The sequence below is a fragment of the Shewanella electrodiphila genome (assembly GCF_023283985.1).
In the GTDB taxonomy this organism is placed as follows: Bacteria; Pseudomonadota; Gammaproteobacteria; order Enterobacterales; family Shewanellaceae; genus Shewanella; species Shewanella electrodiphila.
Genome location: NZ_JAKIKU010000005.1, coordinates 1 through 22,927 on the forward strand (window position 1 = coordinate 1; position 22,927 = coordinate 22,927).

22 protein-coding genes and 1 rRNA gene are annotated in these 22,927 nt (G+C 38.8%); 12 read left to right on the forward strand and 11 right to left on the reverse strand.

What is annotated here, in order from left to right; genetic code table 11:
* Positions 1-3 precede the first annotated feature (3 nt).
* Together rrf and L2737_RS10430 are read left to right on the forward strand one after the other, a co-directional pair.
* Positions 4-119 (forward strand): 5S ribosomal RNA (rrf, locus tag L2737_RS10425).
* Between the two features lie 790 nt (positions 120-909).
* Complete coding sequence (locus L2737_RS10430) at positions 910-3,369, forward strand: sensor domain-containing protein (RefSeq protein ID WP_248955666.1); 2,460 nt, start codon at positions 910-912, stop codon at positions 3,367-3,369.
* 97 nt (positions 3,370-3,466) lie between these two features.
* Here L2737_RS10430 and L2737_RS10435 read toward each other — a convergent pair whose 3' ends face one another.
* Entirely contained in the window at positions 3,467-3,817 is a 351-nt protein-coding gene (locus L2737_RS10435) for a hypothetical protein (RefSeq protein ID WP_248955667.1), read from the reverse strand.
* Between the two features lie 11 nt (positions 3,818-3,828).
* Positions 3,829-4,089 (reverse strand): hypothetical protein, encoded by a 261-nt coding sequence (locus L2737_RS10440; protein WP_102529451.1) that lies wholly within the window; start codon positions 4,087-4,089, stop codon positions 3,829-3,831.
* A gap of 261 nt (positions 4,090-4,350) precedes the next feature.
* On the opposite strand from L2737_RS10440, the gene L2737_RS10445 reads away from it, so the two are divergent.
* The 4 genes from L2737_RS10445 to L2737_RS10460 all read left to right on the forward strand — a co-directional run bounded on the left by L2737_RS10445 (position 4,351) and on the right by L2737_RS10460 (position 8,735).
* Positions 4,351-5,832 carry an ATP-binding protein gene (locus L2737_RS10445; RefSeq protein ID WP_248955668.1) on the forward strand — a complete coding sequence of 494 codons (1,482 nt, stop codon included), beginning with the start codon at positions 4,351-4,353 and terminating at the stop codon, positions 5,830-5,832.
* An 11-nt stretch (positions 5,833-5,843) separates the two neighbouring features.
* Positions 5,844-6,542 (forward strand): response regulator, encoded by a 699-nt coding sequence (locus L2737_RS10450; RefSeq protein WP_371996335.1) that lies wholly within the window; start codon positions 5,844-5,846, stop codon positions 6,540-6,542.
* A 197-nt stretch (positions 6,543-6,739) separates the two neighbouring features.
* Positions 6,740-7,609: a 6-carboxytetrahydropterin synthase gene (locus tag L2737_RS10455; RefSeq protein ID WP_102529453.1), complete on the forward strand. Its 870-nt coding sequence runs from the start codon at positions 6,740-6,742 to the stop codon at positions 7,607-7,609.
* Positions 7,610-7,919: 310 nt separating this feature from the next.
* Positions 7,920-8,735, forward strand: a complete 816-nt coding sequence (locus L2737_RS10460; protein ID WP_248955858.1) for a M23 family metallopeptidase — start codon at positions 7,920-7,922, stop codon at positions 8,733-8,735.
* A gap of 155 nt (positions 8,736-8,890) precedes the next feature.
* On the opposite strand, the gene L2737_RS10465 is transcribed toward L2737_RS10460, so the two are convergent.
* Together L2737_RS10465 and L2737_RS10470 are read right to left on the reverse strand one after the other, a co-directional pair.
* On the reverse strand, positions 8,891-9,451 hold the full coding sequence (locus tag L2737_RS10465) for a VOC family protein (protein ID WP_248955669.1): 561 nt from the start codon (positions 9,449-9,451) through the stop codon (positions 8,891-8,893).
* Positions 9,452-9,585: 134 nt separating this feature from the next.
* Positions 9,586-10,092: a L,D-transpeptidase family protein gene (locus tag L2737_RS10470; protein WP_102529456.1), complete on the reverse strand. Its 507-nt coding sequence runs from the start codon at positions 10,090-10,092 to the stop codon at positions 9,586-9,588.
* 194 nt (positions 10,093-10,286) lie between these two features.
* Here L2737_RS10470 and L2737_RS10475 point away from each other — a divergent pair, with 194 nt between their 5' ends.
* Together L2737_RS10475 and L2737_RS10480 are read left to right on the forward strand one after the other, a co-directional pair.
* Entirely contained in the window at positions 10,287-11,135 is an 849-nt protein-coding gene (locus L2737_RS10475) for an ion transporter (RefSeq protein WP_229369097.1), read from the forward strand.
* Positions 11,132-12,640, forward strand: a complete 1,509-nt coding sequence (locus tag L2737_RS10480) for an MATE family efflux transporter (protein WP_102529458.1) — start codon at positions 11,132-11,134, stop codon at positions 12,638-12,640. Before L2737_RS10475 ends, L2737_RS10480 begins: the two co-directional genes overlap by 4 nt.
* A 131-nt stretch (positions 12,641-12,771) precedes the next feature.
* Here L2737_RS10480 and L2737_RS10485 read toward each other — a convergent pair whose 3' ends face one another.
* The 4 genes from L2737_RS10485 to L2737_RS10500 all read right to left on the reverse strand — a co-directional run bounded on the left by L2737_RS10485 (position 12,772) and on the right by L2737_RS10500 (position 17,738).
* Positions 12,772-12,993 carry a DUF2986 domain-containing protein gene (locus L2737_RS10485; RefSeq protein ID WP_248955670.1) on the reverse strand — a complete coding sequence of 74 codons (222 nt, stop codon included), beginning with the start codon at positions 12,991-12,993 and terminating at the stop codon, positions 12,772-12,774.
* A gap of 199 nt (positions 12,994-13,192) precedes the next feature.
* A complete protein-coding gene (locus L2737_RS10490; protein WP_229369095.1) occupies positions 13,193-13,648 on the reverse strand; it encodes a hypothetical protein in 456 nt (151 codons plus the stop codon).
* A gap of 171 nt (positions 13,649-13,819) precedes the next feature.
* Positions 13,820-14,176, reverse strand: coding sequence for a glutathione S-transferase N-terminal domain-containing protein (locus tag L2737_RS10495; protein ID WP_102529460.1), 357 nt, complete (start codon positions 14,174-14,176; stop codon positions 13,820-13,822).
* 235 nt (positions 14,177-14,411) lie between these two features.
* Positions 14,412-17,738: a DUF748 domain-containing protein gene (locus L2737_RS10500; RefSeq protein WP_248955671.1), complete on the reverse strand. Its 3,327-nt coding sequence runs from the start codon at positions 17,736-17,738 to the stop codon at positions 14,412-14,414.
* A 355-nt stretch (positions 17,739-18,093) separates the two neighbouring features.
* On the opposite strand from L2737_RS10500, the gene L2737_RS10505 reads away from it, so the two are divergent.
* Positions 18,094-18,525: a GNAT family N-acetyltransferase gene (locus tag L2737_RS10505; RefSeq protein ID WP_229369093.1), complete on the forward strand. Its 432-nt coding sequence runs from the start codon at positions 18,094-18,096 to the stop codon at positions 18,523-18,525.
* 9 nt (positions 18,526-18,534) lie between these two features.
* On the opposite strand, the gene L2737_RS10510 is transcribed toward L2737_RS10505, so the two are convergent.
* On the reverse strand, positions 18,535-18,753 hold the full coding sequence (locus tag L2737_RS10510) for a hypothetical protein (protein ID WP_248955672.1): 219 nt from the start codon (positions 18,751-18,753) through the stop codon (positions 18,535-18,537).
* Positions 18,754-18,941: 188 nt separating this feature from the next.
* On the opposite strand from L2737_RS10510, the gene L2737_RS10515 reads away from it, so the two are divergent.
* From L2737_RS10515 to L2737_RS10525, 3 genes are all read left to right on the forward strand, one after another.
* Positions 18,942-19,643 (forward strand): DUF445 domain-containing protein, encoded by a 702-nt coding sequence (locus L2737_RS10515; protein ID WP_248955859.1) that lies wholly within the window; start codon positions 18,942-18,944, stop codon positions 19,641-19,643.
* 382 nt (positions 19,644-20,025) lie between these two features.
* Positions 20,026-20,376 carry a VOC family protein gene (locus L2737_RS10520; protein ID WP_248955673.1) on the forward strand — a complete coding sequence of 117 codons (351 nt, stop codon included), beginning with the start codon at positions 20,026-20,028 and terminating at the stop codon, positions 20,374-20,376.
* Positions 20,357-20,569 carry a DUF1289 domain-containing protein gene (locus L2737_RS10525; protein ID WP_428848384.1) on the forward strand — a complete coding sequence of 71 codons (213 nt, stop codon included), beginning with the start codon at positions 20,357-20,359 and terminating at the stop codon, positions 20,567-20,569. Before L2737_RS10520 ends, L2737_RS10525 begins: the two co-directional genes overlap by 20 nt.
* Before the next feature lie 30 nt (positions 20,570-20,599).
* On the opposite strand, the gene L2737_RS10530 is transcribed toward L2737_RS10525, so the two are convergent.
* Together L2737_RS10530 and asnB are read right to left on the reverse strand one after the other, a co-directional pair.
* The gene (locus tag L2737_RS10530) at positions 20,600-21,094 is read right to left on the reverse strand and encodes a GNAT family N-acetyltransferase (RefSeq protein WP_248955675.1); all 495 of its coding nucleotides are present in this window, start codon (positions 21,092-21,094) and stop codon (positions 20,600-20,602) included.
* 120 nt (positions 21,095-21,214) lie between these two features.
* Positions 21,215-22,879 carry an asparagine synthase B gene (gene asnB / locus L2737_RS10535; RefSeq protein WP_229369089.1) on the reverse strand — a complete coding sequence of 555 codons (1,665 nt, stop codon included), beginning with the start codon at positions 22,877-22,879 and terminating at the stop codon, positions 21,215-21,217.
* Between the last annotated feature and the right edge of the window lie 48 nt (positions 22,880-22,927).

The window sequence follows — 22,927 nt, forward strand, 5'->3', positions numbered from 1 at the left end:
TTGCTTGGTGACAATAGCATTGTGGTACCACCTGATCCCATCCCGAACTCAGTAGTGAAACGCAATCGCGCCGATGATAGTGTGGGGTCTCCCCATGTGAAAGTAGGTCATCGCCAAGCGCCTAATACTGATAAAGCCCTAACACAATGTGTTAGGGCTTTTTCTTTGCCTAAAAAAGTTCAACCGCGGGTTTAGACACATCAACAGTTGATAGTGTGAGCTATATGCCCATGTAACAGTAGATAATCGCCAAGCGCCCCATATCTTTAAAATTAGTGCCTCTTATTTGAGAGCAGATAGCCCGTTACTCACGTAACGGGCTTTTTTGTGTCCGGAATTTGAGTGAACTATCTGGCCGCTTATGGAAGCAGATAGTGTGGTCGATATGCCCATGTGCCCTTACAAGGATAGTAAAAAATAGGTCATTGCCAAGCGCTTAATTGAGAGCTGACAGCTAATTAATGATGTAACGGTTTTTTGTCTTCAATTTTGAGTGATTCAGAGCGTGTGTTGACAAAATAATGCTTCAATTAAAATCGATTGCCTACCTTGATTTGAATAAGGTTTCGTTTAATCTGTGAATTTTAAGAACTGCAAAATTAAATAGTTAATTGAATTTGATGTTTTTATTTCAATAAATAAGCGTATTGAGTCGCTTTATTCATTTACTAAAACAACAAGAAAAGATTCAAGTTTTATACTGAACGCAGATTTATAGCAAGCCCGCGATGTTACCCTTTGGTTAAGGTTGGTCGGTTGTTGTTGGGTGTTGTTTTGAAAATGTAGCATGTTATTTAATTGTAAATTGATCTAGTCGGCATATACAGTATTTGATTATTCAATTTATCTATTTTGGTTATATAATCTTACATCTGGTTACTGCCTATGCGGTAGGGATAAGCTTTTACAATGCAAAATATGATGAATTTGATATCACAACGTTGGCAATACAACATCGATTTAACTGCTGAAGCGTTAAATACGAATATCTATATCTACTCATTGAATGAAGCTGGTGAGCTTGGATTATCATTAAGTTCTAAAAATCAACAATCGACTCCAGATCCTAAACTTCAAGCGCTTATATTCGATCATGTTAACCAAGCTTATACTTCCCAAAAGCAGCTGCTAGTTGTCCAGTTTGTTTATGGGCAGCACGCATATTACTTCCGATTAAAAGTCATTACAGATTCTCACCATCGTCCTATCGGTTATTTGGTTACAGAGCTTAACTCTGAAACACCAAAAGCTTCAGATGATGCATTTCTATCCTTGTGTGTCGAAAACATATCCCTTGTTTACGCTGAAGAAACAAGTCGAGTTCTCCATGCTCCTGAGTCAATCAACCTACAAAACTTTATCAATTCTTTTCAAGAACATATTTGGGTTAAGAACTTACAAGGGCAATATGTTATATGTAATGAAAGTGTAGGCCTAGGGTGGAATAAATCACGTTCAGAGATCATAGGCAAAAACGATGAACAGTTATTTGATTCTGCAACGGCCAAAAGTTTTAAACAAGGTGACAGCCAAGCTATATCAGCGAATGAACCCATTGTTGTAGCAGAATGCGAACGTATCGATCAGCATAATAACCGTCATTGGTTAGAAACGATTAAAGCACCGTTAATAGATGGTTGTGATGACTTAGTCGGGGTTATTGGCATTACACGTAATATTGGTCGGCATAAAGAAGCGCAGACACAGTTGATGCTAGCTGAAAGCGTATTTGAAAATACTGTTGAAGGTGTACTGGTTACTGATAGAGACGGTAATATCACTGAAGTTAATGCCGCTTTCAGTAAAATAACTGGCTTTAGTCGAGAGGAGGCCATTGGTCAAAATCCACGGATTTTGAACTCAGGAAAACATGATGATTTATTCTTTGCACAAATGTGGAATACCTTATTAGTTAAAGGTAAATGGCATGGCGAGATTTGCAATAAACGCAAGTCAGGAGAAGTGTTCCCTCAGTCAGTGACTATTAACGCTGTATATAGTCAGAAAGATCAAATTAACTTTTTTGTTGCGGTTTTTACTGATATATCTGCGCAAAAACGAAATGAAGAAATGTTGGTCAATTTATCTTATTACGACAGCTTAACTCAACTCCCCAATAGAGTATTATTTCGTTCTAACTTGCAACAACAAGTAGAAAGGGCCTTTAAGCAACAGACGCAACTGGCGGTCGTATTTTTCGATATTGATTTCTTTAAGCATATAAACGACAGCCTTGGTCATGATGTGGGTGATCAATTATTGGTTGAAGTAGGTAAAAGGTTATCTGAGCTTAGCTGTGAACAATGCATTGTTGGTCGATTAAGCAGTGATGAGTTTGTTCTCTTGCTGACAGATATTACCCAAAATGAAATGGTAACGAGCCATATCAATAAGATTAAGACCTTGATAGAGCAGCCCTTCAAGTTTGATGATAATCCTTCTATTAGAGTAACACTAAGTATGGGGGTTTCGGTCTTTCCTCATGACTCTTTAAACAGTGAGCATTTACTGCAAAACACTGATACAGCCTTGCATATGGCTAAGCAAAGTGGCCGTAATAACATCACTTTTTATGACTCAACAATGACGATGAACTCTGCTGAGCATTTCAAAATCCAAAGTGCATTACATGAAGCAATTCAAGATAACCAATTTCATTTGGTCTATCAGCCGAAATTATCATTAGTCACAGGAAAATTAGTGGGGTTAGAGTCTCTTATTCGTTGGCAGCACCCTGAGTATGGTTTAATTTCACCTGCTGAGTTTATTCCAATTGCTGAGAAAACTGGGCTAATTCATGAAATTGGATTACAAGTATTAACTATGGCTTGTAAACAAGGCGTTAATTGGCTTAACGCAGGCTATCGTTTTGGCCATTTAGCGGTGAATGTCGCGAGTTTGCAGTTTCAGCGCACAAGTTTTATCGATAATGTTGAACGAATATTATCTGAAACCGGCTTTCCGGCTGATTTACTAGAATTAGAGATGACCGAAAGCTGCATGATGTATGAACCTGATAGAGTCATATCAGATTTAAAACGCTTAGGTAACCTTGGGATTCAATTATCCGTAGATGATTTTGGTACGGGATACTCATCATTAAATTATCTTAAGAAGTTACCGATCAATGTACTTAAAATTGATCAGTCCTTTGTGTCAGATATTCCATTTGACAGTAATAATACTGCCATTGCTAAAGCAATAATTGTACTTGGGCATGCGCTAAAGTTAACTGTCATAGCTGAAGGGGTAGAAACAAAAGAACAGGCGGCCTTTTTACTGGAAAATGGCTGTGACCAAGCTCAAGGGTATTATTTTAGCAAACCACAGTCTGTGAAAGCTCTCACTTCGCAATTACCTTTATTATAACGTTGTACTTAACCCTATCTTTTTAAAAGCGGTAATTTATATATTACCGCTTTTTCATGGGTAAAATTTTATTGAACTAACCTACAACAATCCTGCATTAAGCGTAGGTGTCGATACCTACGCTTTCTTGTTGATCAGATTGAGAACTAATTTGGACGAGTGTTTCCAAAAATACACTGCCAATATCTTTGGCAGATAAATCCTCAGTCAATGGTTTTAGTTCATCTAATGCATTTTTTAATTCAACTTGTTGCTCTTTCGTCAGAGAACTTAGCATGTCTGAAACTTGCGTTTGTTCATCTTCTGATAATGTTGCTACAGCAGGTTCAAGACCTGGTGGAGTTGAGCCAGGTGGTGGTGGAGGCGGGCCTTTCGGTTTGTCTGCTGCGCTTATATCGAACTGATTCGTAGAGCTTGAGATATTGAGTGAACTCGTATTAATTTGCATGTTAGCCTCTATTATCTTTTTTGACGTTGAGGTGGCTTATGATCCTCTGGGACTGCCACAAGTTGGTCATCCATCATTTGGCATGTCGCTGAAATTTCATCTCCTTTAGGAGTGGTGATGTTTACCACGTCATTTTCTGTTTTATCTTCACAGAGGGTATAAGCTTCTTGAGGCGGTTTTCTCTTTTGCCTTTGTTGTTCTTGAGCCAATAAAGCGCTAGAAAAACCAATGCTGGTAATGAGAACTGAGCTGATAACAAGTAATTTTTTCATGTAAGTTCCTATTTATTGATGAATCTAGGTATTTCTTATTGATGAATCTAGTTTTTGGGTGAGTTTTACCATACCAAGTAAATATGCAGGAAATGTGCAGAAACGAAGGAGATTGTAATTAGCTTGTTTAACGAACTAGTGAGAACAAGCACAGATAGATATACTCAGTTAACATGTAAATTGCGATCCAATATTATCACCATGAGAATAATGGCTTGTTCATAAATTTTATTTTTATATCTAAACCTTGGTAAAACCTGAATGAAAATTTCTCAGAAGTTATTTTTAGCCTTTGTCGGCCTGACGAGTGTGGTGCTTATTGCAACCTTATCTCTTGCTCGATGGGGTTTTGATCAAGGTTTTATAAGCTATACAAACTCCTTACAACAAGAAAGGTTAGAAGAGCTCGCTGTTTCATATTCTGAGCTTTATCAACAATCAGCTTATGATTGGAACAATGTTTCGAAAAAAAAGTTTGCGCAAATTATTCGTCAGTTTACGCCATTACATGGACCGTTTGAGGGGGCTGAACGAAAAGGTCCCCCGCCAAGACCTAAACATAAGCCTCCTCGGTTTGATGGACCTCCACCGCATTTGACTGGTGAAGCTAGAGGTGATCTGCCGCCTCATTTAAGAGACTCAAATCAAACAGTGCCGCCTAAACGACGCAGGCCTGTTACTGCATTGTATTCAATTTCAGGACAGTTATTGGCCGGCGATAAGTTTGATATTCTCGGTTCAACCATTTCTGTTGACGTCACATATAATGACCAAGTCATAGCCACGCTATACACAAAGGCGGTTGTCAAAGTAAACAGTATTTCGGCAGAAGCATTTTCTAAGCAACAGCTCTGGACAAGTATTTGGATAGGTTTGTTGTGCCTGATTCTGGCCAGTTTAATTTCTTGGGTGCTAGCACGTTTGCTACTTATTCCCGTTCGTGAAGTCGTTAACGGGATTTCTCATTTATCGAAAGGAAATTATAATGAGCGCTTCAAAGTAGCTAGAGAGGATGAATTAGGGTTGTTAATGAATGATATTGATCATTTAGCCATGACCTTAGATAAAAACCGTACGGCAAAAAATAGATGGTTTGCTGATATCTCCCATGAACTTCGCACCCCACTGAGTATTCTATGTGGTGAAATTGATGCGATAAAAGCCGGCATAAGACCTTTTAATCAGCAACAACTGACTTCACTTGAGCAAGAGGTGATGCGGATTAAGCATTTAGTGGATGATTTATATCAATTATCACTATCCGATGTTGGCGGGCTTAAATATCATTTTGAACCCACCGATATTACACTATGTATTGCAGAAACCTTGAACTCATTAGCTGATAAAGTGTCAGATAAAGGGTTATCGCTTAACTTTATTCATACAAAAACTATCACAATCAATGGCGATAAAATGCGCCTTCAACAACTTTTATACAATGTTATATTAAATTCAGTGGCTTACACCGATAGCCCTGGCAGTATAAATATTGATTTGATTGAAGAGTTAGGCTCACTATCAATATTAATCAATGACACCAAGCCCGGTGTGCCACTCGACGAGTGTGAATTGTTATTTGATGCATTACATCGACAAGACAGTTCAAGAGTCAGACGAAGTAATGGTGCAGGGTTAGGGTTAACCATTTGCCGTAATATTGTAGAAGCCCATAATGGCCACATCACTGCAAGGCCTTCGAACCTAGGCGGTCTTTGTATTGAAATTTCCTTACCCACTTTATAAGAGTCATATTAATGATGAATGTAAGTCATCCAAAGATGAAAGTGTTGATTGTTGAAGATGAACCTAAAATTGCACAGATATTAGTTGATTTCCTGACTCTGGAAGGCTTTGATACCCAGGTTTTACACGATGGACTCAACGCAGTTGAAACAATCAAGCAAGGTAACATTGATTTCGTCATACTGGATCTCATGCTGCCATATAAAAATGGACTGACGATTTGCAAAGAAGTGCGACAATTTTCAAGTATTCCACTGCTGATGCTGACTGCAAGAGTTGAAGAAATCGATCGTCTTATTGGTTTAGAAGTAGGGGCAGACGATTACGTATGTAAACCGTTTTCAGCAAGAGAGGTGGTCGCTAGAGTTAAAACCATTTTGCGACGAGTCGATGCAGCGCCTCAAACTAACGAAGATGAAATTGCTTATAAGCATCTGCTAATCAATATTCAACGCTTTAAGTGTAGCGTGTCTAGTATTGAGGTTGATTTAACCCCTGTTGAGTTTAGATTGCTGCATACAATGCTTAAACGCCCCGGTGTTGTTCACTCAAGAGATAGCTTGATGCAAGTCTGCTATATTGACGATCGCGTTGTCAGCTCACGCACTATAGACAGCCATATTAAAAATTTACGTTCTAAATTAACGCTAAACAATACCCAAGTAAATTTACTTCAATCTATTTACGGAGTGGGTTATAAATTTGAATAACTTTACTTTATAGGTTTTATTAGGCAGTTATTAAGCCTAACAATATTCAATATTTAGGCTTTTTTTGTAAACTCAGTTTGTTTTCTCGCACCTAGGCTAGCTTTTGTTTAGAATAGCCATGAATTATTACTCCCCTTAGCCATCGCTATTTGGGAAAAGTTAACTGAGGCGGACTGTTTTTCTGCCTAGGAGCCTTAATGCAACTGTTTGTAAAAGATTTAACCGTTATCGATTTTTCTTACTTATGTCCAATTCGTGGCATGGTAGGTGAAAGCTGGATTGTAGATGTACTACTTGATGGCGGCTTAGATGAGCAAAACATGGTTCTTGATTTTTCCAAGGTCAAAAAAACCATCAAAAATACCATTGATGATGTTGCCGATCACCGTTTACTCATTCCTACCGCTTGCGGCGAAGTTCGCTGGCAGCAAAAGGGCGATCGTGTTTGGATGGACTTTTCAAGCAAACTTGGTGATATCCATTTAGCTTGCCCATCTGAAGCATTTGCACTTATCCCAACTGAAGTAATTGACTTTGAAAGTGTTAATTCATTTTTGATTAAAGCATTACGTGAAGCTTTACCTGATAATGTTGAAGGGATTAGCTTAACATTACGTAACGAAGTATTAGACACGCCTTACTATCACTACACTCATGGCTTACGTAAACATGATGGCAATTGTCAACGGATTGCACACGGGCATAGAAGCCCGATCACCGTATTTGAAAATGGCATTGCTGCGCCTAAATGGGACCAGTACTGGGCTGATAGATGGCAAGATATTTATTTAGGTAGCGAAGAAGATGTAGTTGATGTCGCGACGCTTGAGTTATCTAAACAAGCGGATGTTAATGACAATAGTCATTATGGGTTTCATTACCAAGCCCCACAAGGGGATTTTCAATTAGCGATGCCAAGAGACTGTTGTGACATTATTCCTCATGACACTACGGTAGAACTATTAGCGCAGTTCATTGCTGAAACAATGGCGCACAAAACCCCAAGTTCTGAATTCAAAGTTATTGCATTCGAAGGCATAGGTAAAGGTGCGATAGCGGTAAAATGAATGTGTGAGCAATGAGTGTCATATAGAGACTCATTGCCTTTTCTTTTAAGCTGTTAATCTTCTGAGCAGTAACTCCTTTTTTTCCTTCTAATTATCCATCATTTGTCTATTAGCATTCTCAACTGTCATTTTTCTATTGGCATTTATTTTTCGTTATATATCTGTACTCATTAATCCGTGTCGATACAAATTTGAATAAATTACCACAACCCCTTAGTATTAAAAGATAATTTGAGTGTCTCTAAATTCATGGTTCTTAAGGTACATAATGGCTGCTAAATTTTTAACCCGTGTCGGGGTAACATCGTTGATGGGACTGATATCGTTCGCATTTACTGCACAAGCTGAAATCAATTTACAAGGTAAATTTGAGCAAGGTGCGTTGGTAAGGGGTCATGTTCCAGCAGGAAGCACGGTCAAACTTAATGGTGAAGATGTTGCTATTACGGCAAAAGGCGAATTTGCCATTGGTTTCGAGCGTGAAGCTAAAGCAGAGCAAATGCTTGAAGTCGTTTACCCAAGCGGGTTAACCGAGCTAAAACCGCTTAATATAGCGACCAAAGAATATAAAATTGATCGGGTTACTGGGATCAGTAAAAAGATAATGAAACCCAATCCCGCAGCGCAAGAAAGAGCCGCAAAAGATGCTAAACAAACTCGTGCAGCAAGAAATACCTTTAGTGAGCAAACTGCATTTATGCAAGACTTCATCTGGCCAGTGACCGGTCGGATATCTGGCGTCTACGGCAGCCAGCGTGTGTACAATGGCAAACCTGGTAACCCGCATTATGGCGTCGATGTTGCCCGCCCAACGGGTACAGTAGTGGTTTCACCAGCCGATGGTGTTATCACACTAGCTGAACCTGATATGTTTTATTCTGGCGGCACTGTGATTATTGACCATGGCTATGGGATAAATTCAACTTTTCTTCACTTAAGTAAAATCTATGCAAAAGTTGGTGATGTGGTTAAGCAAGGACAAGAACTCGCTGAAATTGGTGCGACAGGGCGCGTAACTGGGCCACATTTAGACTGGCGCTTGAATTGGTATCAAATGCGCTTAGACCCTGTAACCGTCGTTCCACCGATGAAAGAAGTACTTGCAGCACAGAAAGCAGCTCAATAAATTTGATTCGAGGTACTGACAAGTCATTTATAAAGATGTTGCTTGGTGTCTGGTTACTACTTATTAAAAAGTATGGGTTCAATTTATTATTGAACCCATTTTTATGTCTAATAGATTATTTCCATGAGCATTGTCATGGCATTGCCATGAGATGATTAATCTTGCTCACTGGCAATAATGGCTTCAATCGTATGAGTATGGACTTTGACGCAAATCCCATTTGATTTAAAAGCAATAGTTGGATTGGCAAGGCGCTCATTGTCACCTTTAGGAGAGCTTAATTTAACCTTGATATCGGTATTACCAGCGAGGATTTCTGCAAGGTTTGGTGCTTTTTCTAAGAGTTGTTGTTGTAAGTCTTCACAATTTTCCGCATTCGACGGAAATACCAGTTCAACATGTTCCCAGCCTTCTTGTGGATACACTTTATCAGAAGGATATGGCAGCTCGACGCAATAAATTTCTAACCCATTGAGCATCAGGGGCTTAGTCAATTTGATGATTAAAATAGGGCGGCCATTAATCATATTATTGGAAATGACTTGACCATATTTTTCAAATTCTTGGCTGAGTTTATTCGCAGCATCATTGCTATTTACACGAAGTGCGCAATGATCGCACTCTAGATTTAAACTATCTAAACCTAAGCGTTGAATAAAGGCGCTGATACGCTGACCAAAATCAGGCCAGCTTTGGGTTAACTGGTCATAGTGCATAATATCCTCTGACACCTAAGGCGTGTTTAAAAATGACTGGTGTTATAGATTTAGAGTTAACTAACATAGGTTAGAGCTAAAATAGATTAGAGTTGCAATGGATAATAAATATTACCGAATACAAATGCGATAGGTTAAGGCCAAATTTCAATTGGCGTGCCTTCTTCGATGACTCGCCAAAGTTCATCCATTTCTTTATTTGTTACCGCAATACATCCGTTAGTCCAATTATATTGCTGCGCTTGTTCTGGTGTGAGTGACGAATTCGGGTTTTGACCATGGATCATAATCATTCCACCAGGGCTAACCCCCAAGGCATTGGCACGTAAACGATCTTCTTCATTCGGGTATGAGATATGAATTGATTTATAAAATGCACTATCAGACTTTTTGTAATCAAGAATATAACGCCCTTGCGGGGTGCGTTGATCGCCTTCTTTCAATTTATGACCTTGTGGCGCATCTCCCATGGCAATTTGATAGGTTTTAATTTTTTGGCCTTCATGATAAATCGACATGCTGGATTCAGATTTATTCACCACGACTAAATCGACTTTTGAGTTGGCTAATTGGCTGATAGAGGCCTGAGCGAGGGTTGAGCTAAAAATGGCTAGTAAAATAAAGCATTTAACCAAGTACATGAAGTCTCCAAAAAGCTTTTTTATGAATTTGTGGTGTGAGTTTGTATTGTTAATAGTGTTAACATGAGTATCGTTGAATAGGCAATTTATCAGAACAACATATAATTACGATAACAATTTGAAATTTTTTACAGATAATACCGTACTTTTAACATGTATGCGGGATTAAATTTTCAGTCATCTTTGAGTGAGCTATGACGTTAGAAGAAAAACAAGATACGCCATTTAAAAAACAAATTAGAACGGTGATATTTGGTACTGAAACCCGTATGGGTCGATGGTTTGATATTGGCTTAATAATTTGTATATTGCTTAGCGTTTTACTGATTATATTAGACACCATTGACAGCTATCATCAGCAATATGGTCAAGTTATCTATTATGCCGAGTGGGCGTTCACTTGGTTATTTACTATTGAATACTTATTGAGATTGTATGGTTCGGTAAGCCGTTTAGCGTATATGCGAAGTTTTTACGGCATTGTTGATTTACTGTCCATACTTCCGAGCTTTTTAGCGTTAATTTTTCCTGGTGCAAACGTGTCTCTCGCATTCAGAATTTTGCGCTTGTTTAGAGTCTTTAGGGTGCTGAAGTTACTACGCTATTTAAGCGAAGGTAATTTGTTATTAAAGGCCATGATACAAGCAAGAAGAAAGGTGTTCATATTTTTCTTCTCTGTAAGCCTGATCATTATGGCGTTAAGTGTCGTAATGTATGTGGTTGAAGGCCCTGCAAATGGTTTTACTTCTATCCCTAAATCAATGTATTGGACTATTGTTACTATCACTACGGTTGGCTACGGTGATATCACGCCTCAAACAAATTTAGGCCAAGCGATTGCGTCGTTAACCATGCTAATTGGTTATTCCATTATTGCGATTCCAACAGGCATTTTAACCGCTGAAATATCTCATGAGATGGTTGTTGAACGTGATTTACGTAAATGTATGAACTGTGGAACCCGCGGTCATAACTTACAAGCATTATATTGTCACCATTGTGGTAGCGAGTTAGAGCAACAAGATTCTGAAGGGAACTCATGACCGAAGCTAAGTTTGTCCAAGGCTCCATTTTACGTCACATATTAGTGATGAGCTCTACAGCGGCTGTAGGTATTTCTGCGTTATTTGTGGTTGATTTACTTGATATCTTTTTCTTAAGTTTATTAGGTGAGCAAGAACTGGCAGCAGCAGTTGGTTATGCAGGTGCTATTTCATTCTTTACAACCTCTATTGGTATTGGTTTATCGATTGCCCTTGGTGCGCTTGTATCTAGAGCTATAGGCGCTAAAAATATGGTGCTGGCAAAGCGCATGTTACTCAACAGTGCGGTAGTATCTTTGCTCACCAGTGTGGTGGTTGCGGTAACAGTATTTATTTTTATTCCAGAACTTTTGGCGCTAATTGGTGCTAATGGAGAAACAGCAATACTGGCAGAAAGTTACCTCAGAATATTAGTCCCTTCATTACCATTTATTTGTCTCGCTATGGCATTAGGCGGTGCACTAAGAGCCATTGGTGATGCCAAGTTATCTATGATGTCAACACTGGCAGGTGGCGGAGTCAATTTAGTACTTGATCCTATATTTATCTTCGCTTTAGGTATGGGGATAGAAGGTGCTGCAATTGCGTCTGTGTTTGCTCGTATTGCGGTATTTATCATTTCTGCTCGTGGGATTGTGGTTAAGCACAACATGCTGGGGCAGTTTAATCGCCAGCACTTTGTTGAAGACATTCGAACTATTTTCGCGATTGCATTGCCCGCTATGCTAACGAATGTCGCTACGCCAATCGGTAATGCTGTTGTGACAAAAGCCATTGCGGATTTTGGTGATAGTTATGTAGCGGGTTGGGCGGTATTAGGTCGCTTAATCCCTGTGTGTTTCGGGATGATTTTTGCTTTAAGCGGTGCAGTTGGCCCCATTATTGGTCAAAACTATGGTGCACTCGAATTTGAGCGTGTTAAAGAAAGCCTGACTAAAGCGATTCAGTTTTGTGTTGTGTTTGTACTTGGCGTATCGATTTTATTATTTTCATTGAAACATCAAATTGTCTCAGCATTTGATATGCAAGGTGAAGCGGCGGAGTTGATTTTATTCTTCTGCAAATATATCGCAATTTTCTTTATTTTCAACGGCATTTTATTTGTTGCCAATGCATCATTTAATAATTTAGGTAAAGCTAAGTACTCCACTTTCTTTAATGTGGGTAAAGCCACTATTGGTACCATACCTTTTGTGTATTTTGGTGCTCAAATAGGCGGAGTGTATGGCGTGCTCATTGGCCAAGCTCTAGGATCGATTTTATTTGGTTTAGGTGGTGTTTGGGTTGGTTATCGATTGATAGATAAAATTACCGCAACAGAACATTTTAAAGCGGATGAAAAGCCCGTATCTGAGGATGATGAGATTGAACTGGAAATGAGCCCGACATCTTCACCGCAATCATCTTCATACATTCAGTTAGCTCAGCTCAATGAAGAACCTTTATGTGAAGAGATAGTTCGTGATGGCGACTTAGACAATCCGCTGTCTTCAAAGGATAAATGATTAAAGCCTTAGAGTTTACGATTAAGACGAAAAAGCCCTCGTAATGCTAGCAGCATTATGAGGGCTTTTTTTAAAGCTAATTCGATGACTAAACGGGTATTTTTATTTAGTACTAGAATTTAGTTTTAGTATTACTTTGCTTCTGAAGTTGGATTTGCTTCTGCTGAAGTGTCAGTGGCTTCACCAGCTTCTGCAGCCAGTTTCTGCTGATCTTCAAGTTCCATTTGCGCACGGACGGCTTTGGAGATGTAGCCCACTTTAGGATTCTTTTGCGGGTTATCTTTTACAATTTTGTTTTGCTTAGCTTTAGTCCGCTTTGCGGTTTTTTTGATCATCAGCTGTTTTCTGTTCATGGGTCTATCTAACTCGCTTAATTATGCCGTAGGCACTTTAGAACTGTATAAAACATGTAGCCAGTGATTGCCTACATGCTCTTAAAATTGGATTTGGTTAAGTTTAGCTCAAACTGACGGGAGGTTATAGTTAAACCCTTTATTTATCTTGTTGGATGGTCACTTTTAATGGTTTACATGTGATGTTGTGAACCATAGGTTAAAAATTACGACTAAACTTTTTAATATCTTCTTCTGTTGCGCCATCATTACATTCGCCGCGAACTTCGCCTCGGCCTTCACTCACACTGCGGTTAAGCACTATGTATCCATCCTTGCAATAGCCTGTCATATCAATGGTTTTTTGTAGGCCTAAATCCACTTGTCGGCTCCATAGCTCCAATTGTTCTTGGCGGCGTTCTTGCTCAATGGCATAACTGCGGGCATCTTGGCGACGTCGGTTGACTCTTTGCTGGTGGGGCAGAGGATCTTCAATGCCGCGATCTGTCGCTGTAGCGACTTTAGCTTGGTAAGTAAAAAGCTTTATGCCTTCACCTTTAATGGAAGTACTAAATCTATCTTTAAATTGTCCAGCAAAAGCTTCAGGTTCGATGGGTGCAGATGAGCAAGCTGATAACAGCAGAAAACCAACAAATAATACAGAGTACTTTGGCACCAGTAATAATCCTTTATAAAAACTTGGAAGGGAACAATTCATATTAAAACGAAACAGCTTCTAATTGATAGTATTTGAAAGTGATTTAGCAGGATATACAAGATATCAGCATTTGTGTATCGGCTTTACTGTGATAAAGCCAATACACTCTGTGATATGCCAGTGATTAAATTAAGCGTATTGCTTAGATAAATAAGCAATGATGTCACTGGATTCGTACATCCATTGAGTTTGGCCATCTTTTTCAATTTTTAAACAAGGCACTTTAAGTTGACCACCTTGTTGTACAAGCTCTTGTTTATTGTTTTCTTGTTTGGCATCAACCGTGACGATGTTTAATCCTTGGCTGCGAATTGCTCGGCGCACTTTTACGCAAAAAGGACAGGCAGCATATTGGTATAAAGCTAACGCTTTGGTTTGCTCATCTATCTTTGCTTGCTCTGTAACAGGGCGTTGATATTTTTTACCTGGGAACAAAAAATTTGCTAATAAGATAATACGGCCAAGAATCCAGCGAATGACAAACATACTACTTCCTTTAAATATCGAATTGAACGATTTAGCCATTAGGGCAATCGGTACTGCAACATTCTACTTAATTTGCAGCGACAGTTTACGTGATGTTGTTCACAGATAATAGTCATCTGTGAACGGAATCGGAGTCGACGTCGTTTTAGTGTTTAACAGTCCCTAATAAGCTGTATAAAAAACAACATAAACTTAATTGTTGTGTTCTTAAATTATGCGACCTTTAAGTGCACCGTTAATTAGCATCTAAGGTCAGTATCGCTTGTGCATCGGTTTGTTCAAAATGCACTCGACTTTCTAAGATAAATACACGACTAGGGTCAATGTTGGCTTGTTCAACTAAATAGGTTTTAATGGTTTTAGCCCTTTGCTGAGCCAGTATACCAAGCTGAGCTTCAGAAACAGCTTGCTGATTTAAGCTGAAATTATACAGTGCAATATGCCAGCGAGTTTGTAATTCGAGGGCCTCGATTTGTGGGTTTTCCTCAGTAATCTTTTGCTTAATTAATAATGGGTCTAATTGGGTTTCAATTTGATATAACGCGATTAAGGCATCGACTAAAGGACCTTGCTGTGGATACTGGCTTGCAAATAAGTCAGTTGGTAGCGCTGTGACCTCAATGCCTGCTTGGTTTGCCAGTTTTTGATGTAGCTGTTCTTGTTGTAATGCTAATTGGTCATTGGCTAAATCAACGCTACCTTTGATATTAAGTATCAATAGTGGTCGATCGTCTAACGCCTTAGCAAGTGAGGTTAATGTTGTTTGTTGCTCTTGGGTAATAGTTGATTGGCCATACTCAAAGCTTACTTTGTCCATGCTGTCTTCATCACCCCCCACTAAACCTGCTAATAAAGAAAATGGCGCTGTAATGGCTTTGGTAATGACATTAGTGATAGCGCTCATAACGATACTGCCAAAACTGAAGCTAGGAGAGTCTAAATCGCCATCTACATCGACACCTAAATCGATGACGCCGTGTCTGTCCTGTAATAAGGCAATTGCTAAGGTGATCGGCAGGGAAGTGGCCAGTGAGCTATTGCTTGGTTTACCTAACTCTAACTGATCAATGACTAAATGGTTACTGCCAACTAATTGATTATTCTCTAATTGATAATTGAGCGCTAAAGATAGTTGGCCTTTATCGATGTAATAGCCCGCATAGGTTCCTGAGTATGGATTAATAGAGGTGAGCTCGACTTTATTAAAGGCGAGGTTTAAATCAAGATATGGATTTGCCAATAAAGGATTAATATCACCTTTTAATGTCACTGGCGCATACTTATCGATTTTCCCTTCTAGATTAACCGATGCGCGTGTTTGCGGGTTGGTAGATATTTGAGTGATTTCACCATTGAGTTGTTCAATACCTGATGCAAAATTAGGTGTTAAAGAATTATCGGCAAAAAAAGCAGAGCTGTCTTTAAAGCCTATTCGCTTTATATCGATAGCAAAGTCTGACTGCTGTGATATTTGCTGATTTTCAGGTAAACGAGACGAACCTTGATTATCTGAGTCAGCGACTACCGGAGCAGTCGTTGCAGTCGTTGCTTTAGTTGCAGTAGTAGGTGTAGTTGATTCGTTATTGTCTTTACCTGCAGGAGTGACTATCAAGTCAGCAATGTTAGTGCTTCTGTCTTCGGCAATAATCAATCGGCTAAATAAGCTGTCAAATAACACCTCATCGATAGTTAGGGATTGACCTAAATTATCAAAGGCCAAATCAGTAATAATCATTGACTCCCAATTAAGCAGGGGCTGTTTTAATAGATTATCTTTGATTTGTAATTGATTAACTGATGCTTGTCCTTGATAAACAAACTTCTGTTTTGCATCTGCACTAATGTGACCTTTAGTATTGAACAAACCTGATTCGAGGGTGATATTCATAAAAGGTGCAATATAAGGCTGTAACTTGGTTAAATTGACCTTCTGGTAGTCAATATCCGCTTCTAGAGTGATTAACTTAGCGTCAAATACTCCAGTTGAGCTAAATTGGCTTTGATCGTTTATTGAAAGGTCTAGTTGATACTCAATCGGTAATGATAAGTCTGATTTTATGGTTTGGGTGGCGAAATTGATGTTGGATAATTTCCAAAAGTTAGCGGTTTTATTCGCGACGCTTTCAGTCAGTTCAAATTGATAATTTTCAACATTTAATTGGTGTAATGTCACTAACCACTCTGGTTTTGACTCTGTTGTACTGCCGTCTAAATCAGAAGGTTCTTGTACGCTAGCTTGCAAGCTGGCTTGGTCTTCAACACTGTCGTTGTCAGTTGTTTGATTAGTTGATTGCGTAGCTTCTGTATTAGCTTCTGTATTAGCTTCTGTATTAGCTTCTGTATTAGCTTCTGTATTAGCTTCTAGATTAGCCGCTTTATGGCTAGAGTCTTGTTGTGTGTTAACAAAAATTGGAGTGAATAATTCGACTAAATTAACTTTCTCAGGGGCAACCGTTAGCCAAAAATTAGCATCACTGGTGCGAAATTGTTTTATGTCGATGTTTTGTTCTTGGCTAGATACTGTAATACCCTCTAAGGCCAACAAATCTACCGTGGTAACTTGTCGCTGATCATCATTGGCAACAATATTACTCAATGTAATGTCAGTATCAGTAATATTAAAATCAACTATTGGAGAGTCTGTTACTGCTTCAATCCCCGTTTCTGTGGCGGCAAAGGAAGATATTAGGTTCAGGTTTGCAGACTGTAATGAGACTTTAAATAGATCCTCAACGAGCGACCAGTATTGAGTTAACTCCATCTGAGTGATAACAAGTTTACCTTTAGCATCTAGCGGAAATAACTGTGCTTGGGTGTCTAGTTTAATCTGACCATTTTTATCATCGCTTATAGTAAGGTTTATTTTATTCGCGTCAGGGCTTTGTGAAAGTAATGCATCAGTTTTCACCATGGTCGCTGAAACATTTATTCTTGGGTAAAGTAATTGGGTCTCAGTTAGCTTATCGTTTATCTGTAAAGCGGCATTATTAAAGTTAAAGCGATTTAGATGAATGGCAATGGGCTGAGTGTCTTGTTCTTTCTCTACATCAGTCTCTATTTCACTTTGTTTATTGTCATCTTCTGAAGGATTAGTTTTAGCTAGGGCTTTGGCTCTTTGATCAAATGTGTTGATGATGTCAGTAAAATTGAATTGATATCCCGATGGCATACTGGTGTCAGTTTGATTTGCCAAAATAGCTAATCGCTCAAGTGACAATGTCGTTCCATCGACAGTTAAATAATCTAAGCTGATATTCAGGTTAAACAGAGACTGCCAGAACATGAAATCTACTTCGGCATTATCAAGATGGAAAAAGGCTTTTTGACTATCTTGTTCATTAACCGTCAGTTGACTCAAGCTCAATTCAAATGTGAATGGGTTAACTTTAATGTTCTCAATTGTGACTTGTCTGCCTAGCATTTCTGATAATGATTTAGGCGCTTGTTTAGTCGCAATGAAAGGGATGAGTAACCCTAACGATAGTACAAAGAGTAAATAAATAAACGAACAGATAATTGCAATTTTCTGGTAACGGGGGCGATGATTAAATCTTTGTTTCATTGTGCTCAACGACGACATCATAGGGACGACTGCTTATAGTAATAGTTAGACAGTATTTGTTAGACATTTTAACGAATTTAAGGTTCAGTTACTCGTTTGTTTAAGATTTTTTTACAATTTTTCTTCATTAGGTGTTTTCAATGGACAAAAGTGGAATTTATCTTTAAGCTAATGTATTAATAAGATTTTTAAGTTTAAATTAGATTGTATTTACCAAGCAGGCTAAGGCCCCATAAAAGCCTTGTTGATTTATTGTTGTGTAATTCATTTAAGGCTCTCATTGGTTTTAATTTGTATTCAACACTCAGATGATAATTTTGCCGCTGTGTAAATTAATAATTTCAAGGATGAAAGCATGAATATTCGACTAACTTCAGAGTTAGATACCGATGTTTTAGTGAGCTTATTTGACGACTATAGACAAAGTATGGGGTTTAAATCTGAACCTAAAAAATGCCGTCAATTTATCAAAACTCGTTTAATAGAAAATGATTCGATGATCCTAGCGGCTTTTGAAGAGCAAAAGTGCTTAGGTTTTGTTCAGCTTTATCCTTCTTATTCTTCGTTGTTACTTAAACCTGTTTGGTATTTTGACGATGTATTTGTTGATGCGAGTCGTCGAGGCGAAGGCATCGCGACTCTGCTTATCGAAAAAGCAAAAATGTTAGCCCAAGGTACCGACGTCATGTTAGTCAAACGCACAAAGGTGCTTGATAACGGACTAGAAACTAATTTGTCTAATCAAACCGAAGCAGAAGGGATGTATTTGTATCATTCTGGATTGTAGTAAAAGGTTTTAATAGTAAGTTAGGGCGGGTTGAATTTGGTCGAGATAAAACCCAATCAAGCGCGGCGAGTGAATTTCCGCCAAGCAATCTAAGTAATCTAAGTAATCTAAGTAATCTAAGTAATCTAAGTAATTTAAGTAATCTAAGCACTCTTTGTTCGCAAAAATTTGCTCAACAATGTTGAATCCGTTTTTAGCCCAACCCTTTGGGCAGCGTTTGTTGTCCATTTTTTACCAGCTTATCGGTTTCTTTATCTAGAATGACTACACGACTCAGCCTCAGTCTTGCGCCCTTGATGCATAGAATGGCCAACAACTCGCTGTCAAAACAACTTTAAAAGATCAACACACCCTAGTATCTAACCTTTGGAAATTGATAGAATGCCAAAGGTTTTTTTATGTCTGAGGATTTTAGATTGAACAAGAGTTTAGTGACTAATATCATTGCCGCAGCATTAGTGTTGATTGGCTATTTTGCAGAAGTAACCATGGTATTTACCATAGGGTTATTTGCGCTATCTGGCGCGGTAACCAACTGGCTAGCAGTCCATATGTTATTTGAAAAAGTCCCAGGCTTGTATGGCTCAGGTGTTATTCCATCACGCTTTGAAGAGTTTAAAGCGGGTATTAAACATCTGATGATGGAGCAGTTTTTTACTCAAGAAAACATTGATCGTTTACTGACTGAAAACAGCGCGAGTGCTATCGATTTAACGCCTGTAATTGATAAAGTGGATCTTGAACCGTCATTTGACGCTTTAGTGACTACGGTTGAAAACTCATCTTTTGGCGGCATGCTATCTATGTTTGGTGGAACAGAAGCATTGATCCCATTAAAAGAGCCTTTTATTGATAAAATGAAACAGTCATTGACTGAGCTAACTCAAAGCGAAGAGTTTAACCAAATTTTGATTAATGAGCTTGAACAACCTAATGTCATGGCCGATTTACAACAGAAAGTATCGAATATTGTTGATCAACGCCTTGATGAGTTAACCCCAGTGATGGTGAAGGATATTATTCAAGAAATGATCCGCAAGCACCTAGGCTGGTTAGTGGTTTGGGGTGGTGTATTCGGTGGATTAATTGGCGCTTTAGCAGCTATTATTCAATCTTAATTAGGTGACTAATTAAGTGACTAGTTGCGTGGGATATAGACTATAACACTCGCTATAAAACGTTTTTATGTCAGTTTTTAATAACTGTTTTCTATACTGATTTTGTATTGCATCAGATCATTAGTCGAATTTAATCTGCACTCGAAAAAGTGATAAGGGCTTAAATAAGATCTTGTTTAAGATTTGTTTAAGTCCTTGTCTAAACTCTTACCTAAGACCTTGTTTTAGTTTCTTATATCAAAGTTTTGTTACTTATTTAATTGTTATCAGAGTTAGGGACTTTTACTGCCAAAGTTCGACATCCCCTAATTATTCCTCTATTTTGAATATAGATACGTGTCATTATAGGCTAACCTATTCAACCTAATTTAAGAGGTTACTTATGTCCCAACATCATAAAATTAATTACTTAGAAATACCTGTTAAAGATTTAGTAAAAACCAAAACGTTTTTTACTGAAGTGTTTGGTTGGCATTTTAAGGATTATGGCCCTGAATACAGCTGCTTTTTGGATGTAGGTATTGATGGCGGATTTTACCAAGCGGAGCAGGGCTTCAATTTGAAAAGTGGCTGCCCGTTGATAGTGTTATACAGCCAATGTCTTGAAACCAGTGAGCGGAAAATATTGGCTGCTGGTGGCGCAATCCTTAAACCTGTGTTCAGTTTCCCTGGTGGTAAACGATTTCATTTTGCAGATATTAATGGGAATGAATATGCAGTCTGGTCCGAATGAACCTCGTTCACCCTGTGTGGGGAATTGCTGCCTTGATCAACAAGATATCTGTTTGGGCTGTCATAGAACTCATCAAGAAATTTTAGCTTGGCACAAAATGAGTGTTGATGATAAAAATGCCCACTTAACGGTTCTCGCAATGAGAGCCGCTCAAGCAAAAAAGCGTCGACAATATCAGGGCGTTACACAGTAGGCCATTTATTTCATTAACTGACTGTAACAGTTACGCTTCAATTTCTGTCTTGAATAATGAAAATCCTCGAGCTTGGTAATTTTTCAACGCAATAGGGTGATCCAGCGAGCAAGTGTGCACAGAAACACGCTCGGTGTTATCCAGTAACCAAGCTTGTTCTATCGCTTGGCTAAGCAAATACCCACCCATGCCTTTACCAATAAAGCGCACACCAAGCCCAAAATACATGATCTCTACGTTATTATTTTCTTGCTGTTGCAGCTCAAAGTAACCCGCTGGAGAACCGTCAAAATAGGCGACATATAAGTGAAGTTGGCTATCTTCACTGTATTGCTGCCATTGCTTATCAGTCCATCCTAACTTATCTGTCCATTCCCACGCCGAGCCAACAAATTGATATAGAAAACGATTAAATTCGTATTGTGGTACCAGTGCTTTAGTCACTGTTAACCCTTTAGTATCCGTTTTGGCTTGTAACTGAGTTGGTTGTAACATCTCTAAATGGAATATGGTGACATCTGTCATGGCAAGCCTTTCAATATAATCAGTATTTATGTGGGGTAGACTAAATCAATTAGCTGCAATAAAAAAGCCACCCTGCGGGTGGCTTCAAATTTATTGTTGAGTTAGTTGAAATTTTACAACTTAATAAGCACTGTCATGGACGTTTTTAACGGCACGTCCTGATGGGTCGTTAATGCCTTGTAAGCTTTCATCCCAAAGAAGTGCTTCAGGAGTCGAACAAGCCACCGTTTTACCACCGGGTACTGTTTCAGCTGCAGATTCAAGTGGGAAAAACTCTTCAAAGAAACTACGGTAATAATAGGCTTCTTTAGATTCCGGTGTGTTATATGGGAATCTAAATTTAGCATTGGCCAGTTGTAAATCATCTACTTGTTCAGCAGCAATGTCTTTCAAGCCATCAATCCATGAGTAACCAACACCATCACTAAACTGTTCTTTTTGACGCCATACCACTTCATGCGGGAGGGCGTGTTCAAAGGCTTCACGTAAGATGTTTTTCTCAATACGGCCATCTTTAGACATTTTCGCTTCAGGGTTGATGCGCATCGCTACATCCATGAACTCTTTATCTAAGAATGGAACGCGGGCTTCAAGTCCCCATGCTGCCATGGCTTTGTTAGCTCGTAGGCAATCAAATAAATGTAATTTATCTAACTTACGGACTAACTCTTCATGGAATGCTTGAGCATTTGGCGCTTTATGGAAATACAAGTAACCACCAAATAGTTCGTCAGCGCCTTCACCTGACAATACCATTTTGATCCCCATGGCTTTAATTTTACGGGCCATTAAATACATCGGTGTAGCGGCACGAATGGTCGTAACATCATAAGTTTCTAGGTGATAAATCACTTCTTTAATCGCATCTAAACCTTCTTGGAAAGTGAAGTGGATTTCATGGTGAATCGTGCCAATATCGTCAGCAACTTTTTTCGCTGCAATTAAGTCTGGTGCGCCTTCTAAACCTACGGCAAATGAATGCAGTTGTGGCCACCATGCATCTGTTTCACTGTCATTTTCAATACGACGTTTAGCAAAGGTTTGCGTAATCGCTGAAATAACGGATGAATCTAAACCGCCTGATAATAATACCCCGTATGGCACATCCGACATCAGCTGACGTTTTACTGCAGCTTCTAGGGCATCACGTAACTCTTCTTTGCTAGCAGGGTTATCTTTAACTGCATCGTAGTCACGCCAATCACGCTGATAGTATTGAGTTAAATCAGCATCTTTAGAATAGTGATAATGACCAGGCTTAAACTCTTCAACTGTTTTACATACTGGCATCAGTGCTTTCATTTCAGAGGCAATGTAGTAGTTTCCTAAGCTGTCACGACCAGAGTATAGGGGAATAATCCCCATGTGATCACGACCAATTAAAAAGGCATCTTTTGTTTTATCGTATAGAACGAAAGCAAAAATACCGTTTAGCTTGTCGAGAAAGTCTACACCGTATTCTTGGTATAAAGCTAAGATGACTTCACAGTCTGAGTTGGTTTTGTATCGGTACTTTTCACCCAACTCTTCTTTAAGTTGTTTATGGTTATAAATTTCACCATTCACTGCTAAAACGATACTGTCATCTTCGCTGATTAATGGCTGAGCTCCGTGATCAACGTCAACAATGGCAAGGCGTTCATGAGCCAGAATCGCTTTATCATCTGCATATACACCTGACCAATCTGGTCCACGGTGACGTAATAGCTTCGACATTTCTAAAGCCACTTGACGCAATTCTTTAGCGTCTGATTGAATATCTAAAATTGAAAAAATTGAACACATAATGTGGCTCCAGAAATCGTATAGCGAATCGTAATAATCTTTATCTGG